Raw genomic sequence first — 13,359 nt, 5'->3', positions numbered from 1 at the left:
TTCGTTTAAATCGGTTAAACCTGACCGGCTTGAGACAACTCTCGAAGTAATGGAAATGCTTGCGTAACTTGTTCTCCCGTCACGACGAAGCCCATGAGTCGGCTATTTTCATCTTCTGCTTTCGCGGCAATGCCAGTTTGAGAAATCTGCACGCTCCAGTTCGTCACCGAACTAAAATCGCCTGCCAATTGAATTGGGTAGCTCGGCGTTTTCACCTTTACCATCATAGGCGGTAGTTTCAGCTCTGCTTCTTGCCCTAGTAGCTGTTTGCCCAAAGCATTGGCACTTAGCACGATCGGTTGGAGATAAGGCATCATTCGACCTTGGATTTCAGCACAATCGCCTAATGCGAACACATTGGCTGCTGATGTCTGTAATCGGGCATTCACCTCAATGCCTTTATTGACACTCAACCCACAAGCCTTCGCTAACCAAGTGTTAGCACGTAAACCCGCCGCTGAAATCACTACATCAGCTTCAATTGCTTTACCTTGGCTCAAGCTTGCCACCAGCGAATCATTTGAGTGATTAATCGCAGCAACTCCAGTCTCCAAGGCAAGTTGAATACCTTGCTGCTTAAGTTGGTTCTCCAGCGGCAATGCGACGAATTCAGGAATCAAGTTAGCGAGCAAACGGGGATTTGGCTCAACCACCGTAACGGCTTTACCACTGGTTGCGAGATCCATGGCGATCTCAACGCCGATCAAACCACCACCCATTACTAGAATTCGTTTCGCACGACTGATTTGCTCTTCCGCTAATTGATATTCTTGTAGCGAGTTCAACGTTATCACCTCAGGTGCAGCATCACCAGATATTGGCGGCACAAAGGCTTTCGCGCCTGTCGCAAACACCAGTTTGGAGTAAGTATAGGTTTGGCCGTTGGCGACCACTTGCTGAGCTTGCACGTCGACATGCTCAATCATTGTATAGGCGAACAGTTCGATGTTGTGTTCCTGTGCGAACGCCTCACCACTTTTAACCACTAAGTCTTGGGCGGTTTGCTTGTTGCTGAATACATGACTCAAATCAGGCTTGTTGTATTCCGCGCCATCATCAGCAGTAAACACTTGCAGCGGAATATGTGCGTCCATTCGACGCACTGTTTTCACCAATTGGTAAGCCGCAAAGCCGCTACCAATAATCACAATAGGTGCTTGCATATTCGCCCCCTTACCCGTTGTATTCGACAAAGACGTCTTTACCCAAGTGACATTCTGGGCACAAGAAGTAATCTGGCACTTCAGACCATGCCGTACCCGGTTCAACGCCTTGATTAGGCTCACCTTTAGCTGGGTCGTACACCCAATTGCAAACCGTACAAACCATGCATTGACAATCTGCAGGATGCGCCTCGGCACTAGGGTTGCTAGGAGCAGCATCTACTACCGCCTGTGTTGTCGCTGCCGCAGCGGGTTGTGATTGAACTTGTGGTGCAGACGCCACAATCGCCGGAGAAATAACAGGACTTGTCAGGTCATGCTTTGCCCACAATTTCGCGATGTTCTGACCATGCTCACGGCACTCACGCATCGCTTTACCATCTGGTCGCCATTTGGTTTTCAAGCTCACTGCGGTTTCAAAGCCTGCGTCGGTCAATCGAGCATGGATACGATCTACCGCACCACCGTTCCAACCGTAGCTACCAAACGCAGCGGCTTTCTTCGCTTTGAAGCGCAGACCGGTAATTTCTTCTAGCATGCCTGCGATCTTCGGCATCATGACGTTATTCATGGTAGACGAACCAACCAAGATGCCTTTTGAGCGGAATACGTTGGCGAGAATTTCATTCTTATCATGCTTAGAGACATTAAAGACTTTGACCGCCACGCCAGGGTCGACATCGTGAATGCCTTGCGCGATTGCATCGGCCATCATTCGGGTGTTGTTTGACATAGAATCGTAGAAAATCGTAATGCGATCTTCTTGATAATTGTCTGCCCATGCTAAGTATTGCTCGATGATTTGAACTGGATTATCGCGCCATACAATACCGTGTGACGTTGCGATCATGTCGACAGGCAAATTAAAGCTCAGCACTTCTTTGATTTTTGCGGTTACCAAGCTGCTGAATGGCGTTAGGATGTTTGAGTAGTAACGCAAACACTGTTCCATCAACTCATTTTGATCCACTTCATCATTGAATAAGCGTTCATCGCAGTAGTGCTGACCAAATGCGTCATTGCTGAATAACACTGCATCGCCAGTTAGGTAAGTCATCATGCTGTCTGGCCAATGCAGCATCGGCGCTTCCACGAAGACCAATTGCTTACCATTACCAATATCAATGCTGTCGCCCGTTTTTACGGTTTTGAAGTTCCACTCAGGATGGTGATGATGACCCACAATTGAATCAATCGCCGCTTCTGTACAGTAAATTGGCGTGTTCGGAATCTTCTCCATTAATGCCGACAATGCACCTGAGTGATCTTCTTCTGCATGGTTTACCACGATAAAGTCGATAGACTTAAGGTCGATTTCCATTTCTAAATTTTGGATGAATTGTTGACTGAATCGGTGATCGACCGTATCAATCAATACGGTTTTCTCTTCACGAATTAGATAACTGTTGTAGCTGGTACCTTTTGTCATTTTGTATTCTGTACCGTGGAAGTCTTGAACTTCCCAATCGCGTTGACCTACCCAGTGAATGTTGTTTTTTACGTGAATTGTCATAATTACTACCTTGAATGACGGGATAAACAAAAATAATTTCTTCTTGTATTGCACCGGGCGTGCCAACTTTTAATTACTATACATTTCAATACTTTAATCAAAAAACAACTTTAACAAGTGTCATTTAGACACAGTTGAAAATTGTCATTAAGACACTACAATAGTCATATTGACACAATCGGTATTGGCTATGACTTCTTTAATCGCGCAATGGCTACACATCACGCAAGACCTTAACTCGGCGCTCACTCAACAGGCTCGCTTCGATACGTTATTAACCACGATTCGAGATGTATTGAAGTGTGACTCTTCTGCCCTTCTTTTGTATGAAGACCAGCACTTTAAACCTTTAGCGATTAATGGATTGGCGAAAGAAGTCCTTGGACGCCGTTTCTCCATTGAGCAGCACCCAAGGTTAGAAGCCATTGCCCGAGCAGGCGACATCGTGCGCTTTCCCTCCGACAGCGACTTACCTGATCCATACGACGGCTTGATTCCAAACCACGATGACAAACTGCATGTCCATTCCTGCATTGGTTTACCTCTGCTGATCGACGATCAACTGATTGGTGCCATTACGATTGACGCCTTCGACCCCAACCAATTTGATGGGCTACGCAACCAAGAGTTACGTTTTGTCAGCGCATTGGCAGCAGGTGGCTTGCACACTGCACTCCTACTAGAACAGCTCGAGACACAAGCGAGCCTGCCACGCGACTCTTACGCCGAGAAACGCACCTTAAGTAATGAAATCATTGGCAACTCTAAGGGGATGAAGAATCTTCAAGAGCAGATTGATGCAGTCGCCGATACTGAATTGTCTGTGCTAGTGATGGGAGAAACGGGCGTAGGTAAAGAGTTGGTTGCCAGCGCTATTCACCATCGCTCTAGCCGCTCGAACAATACTTTGGTTTACCTCAACTGTGCAGCGCTGCCCGAATCAGTCGCGGAAAGCGAGTTGTTCGGACATATCAAAGGCGCATTTACGGGCGCGATCAGCAATCGTAAAGGTAAGTTCGAACAAGCCGATGGCGGCACACTGTTTTTGGATGAAGTCGGCGAACTGTCGTTAGAGCTGCAAGCCAAGTTACTTCGAGCTCTACAATATGGAGACATTCAACGTGTGGGTGATGACCGCCATATTCGAGTCAACACACGCATTGTCGCCGCAACTAACCGTATATTGCATGAAGAAGTGACTGCTGGTCGCTTCCGAGCCGACTTATATCACCGCCTAAGCGTCTTCCCGCTTCATGTTCCACCTCTTCGTGAACGTGAAGACGATGTGGTGTTGTTAGCGGGCTTTTTCGCCGAACGCTTAAGAAGCAAATTGGGATTGAACAGCATTCGTTTGTCTCCCACTTTGGTGCAGGCACTCAAAGACTATTCATGGCCAGGCAACGTGCGAGAGCTTGAACATGTCATTAAACGTGCTGGTGTTTTGGCAAAAGCACGTACTCACGCCATAGACATTGAGTTGGTTGAGCAAGATTTTGATATTCGAACGCCGAATCAGAACATCAAGAATGTTGAAGAAACGGAGCAAAACTCTCGGCGTGAGCTACCAGAAGGTGGATTAAAGCCTGCCACAGATGCCTTCCAAAAAGCGATGATTGTTCGAGCTCTGGAAGAGAACCAAGGTAACTGGGCAGCAACTGCACGTCAGCTTGAATTAGATAACGGTAATTTACACCGCTTAGCAAAACGCCTAGGGATAAAATAGACACTAACGAATATCACCTAATATGGCATATTCATCGCCAAATAATGTGCCTGATGCCCAACCGCGCACTCAGCCCACCATAAGTAGTGGGCTGAGTGCTCAGATAGAATAGCTACCTAAGTTTGACGGTATTTTCTTCTAAATTTTATTGTCTTGAACCACCTCACAGATTTAATGACCCTTAACAATAAACACAATAATAGTTAAGGTATTTTTATGAGCTAGATCTAATAAAATTAAATATATAGTATTTATTTTAAGAATCTAAACTTTCAAAGTTCATCATAATAAATACAACCTCTATATATACACTTTACCTTCAAAAAACATCAAAATATAATCCCTTCGATAAAAAACACTTAAATGAATTTAACTGTATAAAAGTGAGGAGAATAAAATATGGGATATGGGGCGACAGTATATTCATTAGATACTGAAAAGGTTTTTAACGTACTAAAGAATGAGCGTAATCCAGAGCTAGAAAAAGCCATAATGGAAAGGTGTCAAGACTCCTTTAAGGTGATTAATGAAATGCTGGAAAGTAGTGGCGAAAGCATCCGAGCTGAAGAGCTTCTTATGCAAATGTTGTCTGAAGAGATAAAATACAGTCACTTGGGTTACGCCTATGCTTACTTGCTTGAAGCTATATGTAAGATAACTGGTTATTACTTATCCAATAACTCTTGGTATCCTTGCGATGTAAACGATTTCTGCGATATTCCATTCACTAATACCGATTATCCTATAAAATTCCCATTCCCTGACGATTTCCCTGTTGTTTTTATGATAAAAAATCAAGATATTCACCAAGATAACGTTGACTTCGGAGGCTTATCAGAGCAACAAATATCTGAAGTCAAGAGCTGGTACACTCATGCAGTCGTAAACAATCGTGACTTGGTATTATTTTATTATTAATTTTAACTATTAATAAATTATCCAATAGTTAAAATAACAATAGAATATTAAATATTAATAAAACTCTAGCTTATATTAAGATAGAGTTTTATCTATTTAACTGAATTTTTATAATTTTAAAAATATTATATTTCACACCTAATTTATAGACTCTGTGTATAGTGTGTTCAGAGGCAATGTGAACTCATAGGATCAAAATCAAGTTCTAATTTTTAGAAGAAAAACCGATCTGCTTGTGTCAAAATGCGCCATCCCAACCAAAAAGTCTTAATGTAATGAACTACCAAGCTGCTATTTTTGATATGGATGGTTTGCTCCTTGATACTGAGCGCGTCTGTATGCATATTTTCCAAAAAGCATGTGAAGCCCAGAACCTACCCTTCTATAAAGATGTTTACCTTTCAATCATTGGTCGCAATGCAGCGGGCATTGAAGTGATTTTTCGTAAAGCTTATGGGGATGATCTTGACCGCTTACACGAAGAGTGGCGCGACCGTTACGACGCTGTGGTTAAGCACCAAGCGATACCAGTAAAAGAAGGGGTGATTGAGCTGCTTGAGTGGTTGAAAAGCCAAGGGTTGCCAATTGCAGTCGCCACTTCTACAGCAAAAGAAGTGGCACAGAAGAAGTTGGAGTTAGCGGGCCTAAGCAAGTATTTCGACAACTTAACGACGGGCTGTGAAGTGTCACACGGCAAACCTGATCCAGAGATCTACCTGCTTGCAGCAAGTCGTCTAAGCGTAGATCCAACCAAATGTCTCGCCTTTGAAGATTCAAATAATGGCGTGCGTGCTGCTGTAGCAGCGAACATGATCACTTATCAAATCCCTGATTTGGTTGAGCCTTGTGACGAAATAAAGCAATTAGGCCATACTGTCGCACCTTCACTGCATGATGTGTTGCATGCGTTAAAACAAACTCGCTAGGTTTACTTGTCGTCTGTTCTATAGAAGCTCAGCAATTTAGCTGAGCTTCTTTCTCGAAACCTCTCCAATACCTTAAAACCAAACGATTCTTCCACCCGTTTAGCGAGATTAATTTCACCTTAACTCTGGCTAATCACGACTTTTGATTTAACTCACGCAATCGCATGAAATAAGGCATTTGAGTGATCAAATAGCGGAACTGACCAGTACAAGCTTGCAACAAAACGTCAATATACCGATTGAAGCACGTTTTTGGAGTGAAAATTGGCTGATAATGAGAACTATTGGATAAGATCAATCCAAGTCAGCCTAAAATACAAAATGGAGAGTGTTATATGTCTTTACGTTTATTAGCAACAACCTTCGCATTAGTCGGAATGAGCTTTGGTGCCCAAGCCAGTGCCGAGTGTGAAGTGTCATTAGATGCTAACGATATGATGCAGTTTTCTACTAAAACATTGAGCGTACCAGCCACTTGTAAAGAGGTAAAACTGACACTGAATCACACAGGTAAGATGCCAGCGCAATCGATGGGTCACAACGTGGTCATCTCTGACACAGCCAACCTACAAGCAGTCGGTACTGATGGCATGGCAGCTGGAGCAGAAAATAACTACGTAAAACCAAATGATGATCGCGTCTACGCTCACACAAAAGTAATTGGTGGCGGTGAAAGCACCAGCATTACGTTCAGTACTGAGAAAATGAAAGCCGGCGGTGACTATTCATTCTTCTGTTCGTTCCCGGGTCACTGGGCAATCATGCAGGGTAAATTTGAGCTAAAATAAAAGATTTAGCCAAGCCAAAAGAAGACTCATTATAGGGAAGCCAAGGCTTCCCTTTTTGATAGATAAAATAGCAATTGAGAAAGGTCTAACACGTCTGGAAACGTGACCAAGAAACATAGCAAGTAAGAAACCCTTGCTCCATTGAGATTAAGTTCTTTTACGAAAACTCATGGGTAAAAATCGGTTTTTTGTTTTGCCTTTCCGAGACACTACTAAATGATAAAAGTCATTCAATACCATGTAACTCTTTCCAGTTTCCTGGATGAACCACATAGCCGAACAGAGCATGCCCACCATAAACCAATTCAGTTCCTTCCGGTATCCACAGCATCTGACCTGGGTGCACAAAATGTTTTTCACCATTTGCGGTCAGCTCGAAACAGCCTTCAATCACGAAAATAACTTCATCATAAAGCACCGTCCAAGCCACTTGAGCGCCTTCCCATTTAGCAAAGCCTACGCCAATGTTTGGTGAAATTTCCGGGCTTAACGCTCGGGCTACGTACGCCATTCCCGGCGTATCACCACGAACATTAAAATCTAGACTTTTACTATCAACAAGTTTGACTTGCTTCATAATTCACTCCGGCTTTGCCATTTTGCTAATTGGATACGCGTTTTTACTCCCAAACCTAAAAAAGGCTCTGGCGGATTCAAACAAGGCATTCCTGTCACTTGCTGTATGTCATCCAATGATTTAGATGTCGCACCAACGACATAGTCAGCTAACAGTGTTCCAGAAATGGTTCCCCACGCAGCACCAACACCATTGTCACAAGCGCTGGCATAAACACCTTCATCTAATTGACCGAAAAAGTTAGTAAAGTTACGAGAGATGGCATACACCCCACCCCATGTGTGAGTAAATGGTACGTCGGCCAGCTCGGGATAACGCGCCAGAAAGACCTGACGATGATCGTCGCGAATTTGTTCTCTGACTTTATCGTTCATGCTTGAGCCATATTTCGGCACGTGTTTGTAAGTATTGCGGATCAAAATACGTCGATCGGCGGTCATACGTAACGTCGTTCCCGCATGATCAGCTGGAGTTAACCCCCAATTCAGCTCACCTCCGTATCGCTGCATTTCTGCGTCGGTTAATGGACGCGTCCAGCTTGCAAACGTCATCACTGGAAGTAATCTGTTTTTAAGATAACCAAACTCCCGAGTAAAAATGCTGGTCCCAAGCAGCAGTTCAGGGGTTTCAACAGAGCCACTATCTCCATGTAATACCCAGCAACCGTTTTCTTTACTGAGCTTGCGGATTGGCGAGTTTTCTAACACCTCGACGTTCTCTGGAAGGCTTTCCCCTAGCCCACGCACCAAAGCAGCAGGTTGCATTAAATAACCACCTGGCGTGTAAATTGCTCGGCTGTAGTAGTTGGTTCCCAAGACTTTCGCCAGCTCACTGCCATTAACATGGAAGTATGGTTCGCCAAGGTCTTTCATTAGGTGCTCAAAGTGATCGAGATATGCTTCACCGCGCGCCCCTACGGCTCCTTGATATTTGCCCTTTGCTGACCACTGACAAGAAATACTGTGCTTCGACACTAAAGTGTTTAGCTGAGCAATCGCAGAACGGTTGAGTGATAATAACTTTTGCTTGTGCTCAGGGTCGGGATGCTCAAGTGAAAACTTATGAGGCAAATCGATAACAAAGCCCGAATTTCTTCCTGAAGCCCCTTGGCCGATACGTTGCGCATCAATCAGTATAATTCGTGCATTAGGCATAAGTTCAGCTAAACGTCTTGCCATAGCTAGGCCTGCGAAACCGGCACCTAACACGGCATAGTCAGCACTTTGTTTACCTTTTAACGCCGATTTTTCTGGAATACTTGGCAACGCATGGTACCAACCACACGTCACGTCATCATTGGGTAAATGAATCATCTTTTTTCTCCGCTACGCTGCTGACAGTTTCAATGACAATTGATCTAGCCAAGGGCCGCGTAATGACTGTACTTTTCTTCCTAGCAACGCAAAACCGAGCATTGCTCCTTCTGGTGAATAAAACGCAGCGGTCAATTCATCTGCTTGGGTCTCGATGTACCATTGTCCCTGTTCTTCAGCGGCTACCGTGAAAATCGTGAGTGGAAGAATCGGCGTTTTTACAATCACTGGAGTTGGTGTTAACGAGATAGGGGCGACATCGCCTAGCAAGCTTTTCGCTACAGAAGGGATCATTTGATTAATAGGTGCAATATAGGGCTGCCAACCTTGCTCAGTTTCAACACAGTCACCTAGCGAGTAAATATTCTCATCACTCGTCTGGCCGAATTGATTCACTTTAATGCCGCGGCCCACTTCGAGCCCTGCTTGCTCAGCCAGAGAAACATTTGGCTTGAGTCCAACCGCGCTCAGCACTAGATCTGCTTCAATCTGCTTGCCACTGTTTAGATGTAAAACCGCACTAGATTCCGACCTTGGTTCGATTCTGGTGATACTGTCTTGTAGAGCCCATTGCACGCCTCGATCGGCAAGTGCGCTTTGTAATGATTCACCCAACTGTTGCGGGATCAAACGCTCCATTGGCCATTGACCCAACCCGATAACTGTTACTTCATAACCGCTTTCGATCAGATCATTTGCGAACTCACAGCCAATTAAGCCATCACCTAGGATCGCGATGCGCTTTTTGTCTTGCAGCTCCGCTCTGAAACGGCGGTAATCAACTAAGTCGTTCACACTCATAACCCAAGAGCGATCGCCCTCAATTGGGATTTCAATCGGTGATGCACCTGTTGCCAGTACCAAGCGGCTGTAGGCGTATTTACCGATGGAGGTATGTAACGTTGAATTGGCACGATCGATCTGTTCAACACGGGTATGCGGGTAAACTCGGATATTGAGACGGCTTTCCCACTCCAACGCGCTCTCACTTTGTAGCGCGTCGCCGTCTTTATTCATGACCAGTGCATTAGACAAGGCAGGCTTGCTGTACAGTGCGCCATCATCAGCGGTAAAGACAGTGATCGGAACCGTCTCAGATTGCGCTCTAAGTGCCGCCGCCAACTGGTAACCACTGTGGCCACTACCGATGATAACGATAGGGTCATTTGAGAATACAGGTTGAGTAACTTCAGATGGAAGAGGCTGAGCAGTATTTGGCTGAACAGACGCTTCTACCGACACCGAAGACACCGCTGCAACCTCTTCTAGTGGCGCGTCGTCGGTAATTTCGATCATTTCAAAATCGGCCTTACCCACTAAACAGTCAGGACATAACCAGTCATCCGGTACATCTTCCCATGCTGTTCCTGGTGCAATGCCATCGGATGGCCAACCTTGTGCTTCATCATAGATTAAGCCGCAAATAATACAGAGCCACTTTCTCATCACTTATACTCCAACTACCTTGTTCAGAATTTCCGTGTTTACAAACCGCTGTCAGATTTGTTGTGATTCCATCAACCTCGCCCTAGCTTGTGGTCTGAAATCCAAGCCGGTACGAGGTGATGAAAATACAGTTACACGGTAGCTATACGTTGCTGTCTTGCTGCAAACGAATGGCAATATTGCGTGTCTGGACGTAGCTATAAATCGCTTCTTGTCCTTTTTCTCGCCCAAACCCGGACAAGCCCACGCCACCAAATGGTGTTTCGATGCCACCAGCAAACCATTCATTGATGAACACTTGTCCACCACGCAGTTGCTGTGCCACACGCAATGTTTGGTTTAGGCTTTCACCAAAGACACCAGCGACCAGGCCAAAATCGGTGCCATTCGCGATTTCAACGGCCTCTTGCTCGGTTTCAAACGGTGTAATTACCAGTACAGGACCAAACACTTCTTCTTGAGCAATACGCATATCTGGTGAGGCTTCAATCACCGTCGGTGCCACAAAGTAACCCGACAAATCAGGGGCGTATCCACCCGTTAGGATGTTCGCGCCGTCGGCTTTTGCTTGTTCTATCATTTCAAGCACGCGCGCTTGTTGATCAGCCGATACCAACGGTGTTATATCCGGCTGGCTTTCACCTTGACCAATGGTTAGGTCTTGCGCCATTTTCACTACCGCCGCTTTTACTTCTTCATAACGCTCTTTTTGAATTAGCAAACGAGACATTGCCGAACAAACTTGACCAGCGTTAAAGAAAATACCGACTTGAACGCTTTGTAAAAGCGTTTCGAGACTCACATCTTTCAGTGCGATAGCGGCCGATTTACCACCCAGCTCCATCACAGATGGTGTGGCGCGTTGCGCTGAATCTTTCAGTATGCGTTGGCCGGTCGGCACAGAACCTGTAAAGACAATTTGATCAACGTCTTGATGCTGCACCAAGTGGCTGCCAACTACGGAGCCTTTGCCACATAGCAAGTTAATCGCGCCTTTTGGGAAACCCGCTTTTTCAATCGCTTTAATCAACAACGTCATAGCGAGTGGGGAAATCTCTGGCGATTTGATCACCACTGCGTTACCAGCAGCTAATGCAGGTGCTAATGAGCGTGCACAAATAGAAACTGGGAAATTCCACGGCACAATCTGCACTGACACACCAAACGGCACATATTGGGTGAAATCGACATAATCTTTACCCAACGGAATTGACGTGCCTTCTAGCTTGTCGGCCATGCCAGCGTAGTATTCGAAGTAACGTGCCGATTCTAAAAACTCATCTTTGGCATCTTGCAAAGATTTCCCATTTTCACGGCAGGCAACTAACCCACCTTCATCAACCATTTCACGAATAGCCGCGGCGGCTTTTAACATCCACTCGGTTCTGACGGCTGGACGAACGTCCGAAAGAAGGCCTTGATTGACTACTCGACGTGCCGCTGCCATTGCGCGATCTGCATCGGTGATAGTGGCTTCTGCAACCGTCGCATACGCTTCGGCTGTGCCAGGGTTCATGACGGTCAGCGCTTGCTCTGAATCGCACCACTCACCATCAATATAATTAAGGTAATGCATCATATTACTGCTCCAGTGCCGCTTTCACTTGCTTTGCCAACCAGGTTTGGAAGAAATGCGTCGGAACATCCATTTCTGGTGAGAACACACCACCACCAAAGCCAGGTGAGTAACGACCTTCCTGCATGCCCTCGACCGCTCCAATATCTTCGCCGAATACGACTCGCCATGACTCAACGGTAGCAGTACGGCACGCAGCGAACTCATCTTTCGTTGCTTCATCACCCACATAGAAAACACGTAGGTGCTCAACACTCTTATTCGCAGTGATTGGTTCAATCATCATCGCAAAGGCATGATCGGCTTGAATACCAAGCAACACGTTTGGAAAGAGTGCAACGTATTCTGCATGACGCAGTTTATCTTCTGGCCAGCTTGGAAATTTAGGTAAGTGTGTTCCTGCAGTATCAGAGAGGTTGTATGCGAGACTACCTTGGCCAGCAAAACGCTCTGCAAACATGATGTTGTAGTGATCCTCTAGGCGAGAATAACTATTCAAACTCGGATGCACCCAAGGTAAGTGGTAAGCTTCACAGTAGTTTTCTACGGCAAGCTTCCAGTTACTTTTCACTTCTATCTCTAAGTTGCCACCCATGTTCACGCGGCGAAGAAGCCCTAATCCTTCTTCACCTAAGAATTGCTGCCAACGTTGCTCTAGCGGCGCGATATGCTCTTCAAAGCTTTCTGCTTTGCCCGATAAGTTGACGAATACCATGTCCATCCAAATGGCTGAACGAAGTGGCTTAAGGCCGTGCTTTTCACACTTAAATCGATCATCTTTATGTTTTGCGATACCACCAATGTGTGGTGTGCCTTTTAGATTGCCGTCAAGATCGTACGTCCATGAATGGTAAGGACAGCGAATCATGCCTTGAACTTCGCCTGCCTCATGAACCAGCTTCATACCACGATGACTACATACGTTGTGGAAAACTTGGACTTCACCTTGGCGATTTCTCATCATGAGTAGTGGAAGATTCATGAAATCAAGTGGCATCACATAACCATTTTTAAGCAGGTCTGATGCAAAACCAATACATACCCAAGTGTTACCAAACACCTGATCACGCTCAAAAGTAAAATACTCTTCGCTGGTGTAGGCCTGATTCGGCATTCCTGTTGCTTCACTGATTGGGTTCAGTACATTATCAACAAGTTCAACAGGAATAATGGTTTGGTTGACATTGCTCATATTCTTATCTCCGAGAGTCGAGTTGCATCCAGTGCGTACAACATCGTGTTGTGTTAGTGGAGATGATTTTGATTAACAACCCGGCAACAAACAAACGACTTTTTCGCCGGGCTTGGATGAGTTTTTGTCATTCATGCATTGATCTCGAACAAAAAAATAACCTTTTAATTAACAATGATCTTCTTGTCATGATTAATACTCATTAACCGATGAGTATTAATCAG

General features: G+C 45.3%; 11 protein-coding genes and 1 pseudogene. 4 read left to right on the top strand and 8 right to left on the bottom strand.

All coding sequences use genetic code 11. The features are described 5' to 3' along the window. Positions 1-14 precede the first annotated feature (14 nt). Positions 15-1,163, bottom strand: coding sequence for an NADH:flavorubredoxin reductase NorW (gene norW, locus R7P36_RS07575; protein ID WP_213899122.1), 1,149 nt, complete (start codon positions 1,161-1,163; stop codon positions 15-17). Positions 1,164-1,173: 10 nt separating this feature from the next. Continuing rightward, entirely contained in the window at positions 1,174-2,676 is a 1,503-nt protein-coding gene (norV, locus tag R7P36_RS07570) for an anaerobic nitric oxide reductase flavorubredoxin (RefSeq protein WP_025768528.1), read from the bottom strand. Between the two features lie 190 nt (positions 2,677-2,866). On the opposite strand from norV, the gene norR reads away from it, so the two are divergent. From norR to azu, 4 genes are all read left to right on the top strand, one after another. Further along, positions 2,867-4,399, top strand: coding sequence for a nitric oxide reductase transcriptional regulator NorR (norR, locus tag R7P36_RS07565; RefSeq protein ID WP_213899121.1), 1,533 nt, complete (start codon positions 2,867-2,869; stop codon positions 4,397-4,399). Between the two features lie 399 nt (positions 4,400-4,798). Continuing rightward, positions 4,799-5,317 (top strand): hypothetical protein, encoded by a 519-nt coding sequence (locus R7P36_RS07560; RefSeq protein WP_005375218.1) that lies wholly within the window; start codon positions 4,799-4,801, stop codon positions 5,315-5,317. Between the two features lie 275 nt (positions 5,318-5,592). Beyond that, positions 5,593-6,243, top strand: a complete 651-nt coding sequence (locus tag R7P36_RS07555) for an HAD family hydrolase (protein ID WP_064369655.1) — start codon at positions 5,593-5,595, stop codon at positions 6,241-6,243. A gap of 335 nt (positions 6,244-6,578) precedes the next feature. Further along, the gene (azu, locus tag R7P36_RS07550; protein WP_005375211.1) at positions 6,579-7,031 is read left to right on the top strand and encodes an azurin; all 453 of its coding nucleotides are present in this window, start codon (positions 6,579-6,581) and stop codon (positions 7,029-7,031) included. 226 nt (positions 7,032-7,257) lie between these two features. On the opposite strand, the gene R7P36_RS07545 is transcribed toward azu, so the two are convergent. The 6 genes and pseudogenes from R7P36_RS07545 to R7P36_RS07520 all read right to left on the bottom strand — a co-directional run bounded on the left by R7P36_RS07545 (position 7,258) and on the right by R7P36_RS07520 (position 13,135). Beyond that, positions 7,258-7,608 carry an ethanolamine utilization protein EutQ gene (locus R7P36_RS07545; protein ID WP_213899120.1) on the bottom strand — a complete coding sequence of 117 codons (351 nt, stop codon included), beginning with the start codon at positions 7,606-7,608 and terminating at the stop codon, positions 7,258-7,260. Further along, positions 7,605-8,921, bottom strand: a complete 1,317-nt coding sequence (locus R7P36_RS07540) for an NAD(P)/FAD-dependent oxidoreductase (protein ID WP_005385877.1) — start codon at positions 8,919-8,921, stop codon at positions 7,605-7,607. Before R7P36_RS07540 ends, R7P36_RS07545 begins: the two co-directional genes overlap by 4 nt. Positions 8,922-8,933: 12 nt before the next feature. Further along, complete coding sequence (locus R7P36_RS07535; protein WP_237667901.1) at positions 8,934-10,217, bottom strand: NAD(P)/FAD-dependent oxidoreductase; 1,284 nt, start codon at positions 10,215-10,217, stop codon at positions 8,934-8,936. Beyond that, positions 10,206-10,367, bottom strand: a pseudogene (locus R7P36_RS07530) (rubredoxin); the annotation flags it as partial. The pseudogene R7P36_RS07530 and the gene R7P36_RS07535, both read right to left, overlap by 12 nt. Positions 10,368-10,509: 142 nt before the next feature. Next, on the bottom strand, positions 10,510-11,946 hold the full coding sequence (locus tag R7P36_RS07525; protein WP_213899119.1) for an aldehyde dehydrogenase family protein: 1,437 nt from the start codon (positions 11,944-11,946) through the stop codon (positions 10,510-10,512). A 1-nt stretch (position 11,947) separates the two neighbouring features. Further along, entirely contained in the window at positions 11,948-13,135 is a 1,188-nt protein-coding gene (locus R7P36_RS07520; protein ID WP_054574469.1) for an aromatic ring-hydroxylating oxygenase subunit alpha, read from the bottom strand. Positions 13,136-13,359: the final 224 nt, after the last annotated feature.

The sequence above is a fragment of the Vibrio sp. 397 genome (assembly GCF_033339395.1).
GTDB lineage: Bacteria > Pseudomonadota > Gammaproteobacteria > Enterobacterales > Vibrionaceae > Vibrio > Vibrio alginolyticus.
This window is presented reverse-complemented; position numbering and strand designations above follow the sequence as displayed.

What these genes read in the sequence shown, in the direction of transcription:
- R7P36_RS07555 (WP_064369655.1), top strand. Translation starts at nt 5,593, where the DNA reads ATGAACTACCAAGCTGCTATTTTTGATATGGATGGTTTGCTCCTTGAT.
- norV (WP_025768528.1), bottom strand. Translation starts at nt 2,676, where the DNA reads ATGACAATTCACGTAAAAAACAACATTCACTGGGTAGGTCAACGCGAT.
- R7P36_RS07525 (WP_213899119.1), bottom strand. Translation starts at nt 11,946, where the DNA reads ATGATGCATTACCTTAATTATATTGATGGTGAGTGGTGCGATTCAGAG.
- norR (WP_213899121.1), top strand. Translation starts at nt 2,867, where the DNA reads ATGACTTCTTTAATCGCGCAATGGCTACACATCACGCAAGACCTTAAC.
- R7P36_RS07560 (WP_005375218.1), top strand. Translation starts at nt 4,799, where the DNA reads ATGGGATATGGGGCGACAGTATATTCATTAGATACTGAAAAGGTTTTT.
- azu (WP_005375211.1), top strand. Translation starts at nt 6,579, where the DNA reads ATGTCTTTACGTTTATTAGCAACAACCTTCGCATTAGTCGGAATGAGC.
- norW (WP_213899122.1), bottom strand. Translation starts at nt 1,163, where the DNA reads ATGCAAGCACCTATTGTGATTATTGGTAGCGGCTTTGCGGCTTACCAA.
- R7P36_RS07545 (WP_213899120.1), bottom strand. Translation starts at nt 7,608, where the DNA reads ATGAAGCAAGTCAAACTTGTTGATAGTAAAAGTCTAGATTTTAATGTT.
- R7P36_RS07535 (WP_237667901.1), bottom strand. Translation starts at nt 10,217, where the DNA reads ATGATCGAAATTACCGACGACGCGCCACTAGAAGAGGTTGCAGCGGTG.
- R7P36_RS07520 (WP_054574469.1), bottom strand. Translation starts at nt 13,135, where the DNA reads ATGAGCAATGTCAACCAAACCATTATTCCTGTTGAACTTGTTGATAAT.
- R7P36_RS07540 (WP_005385877.1), bottom strand. Translation starts at nt 8,921, where the DNA reads ATGATTCATTTACCCAATGATGACGTGACGTGTGGTTGGTACCATGCG.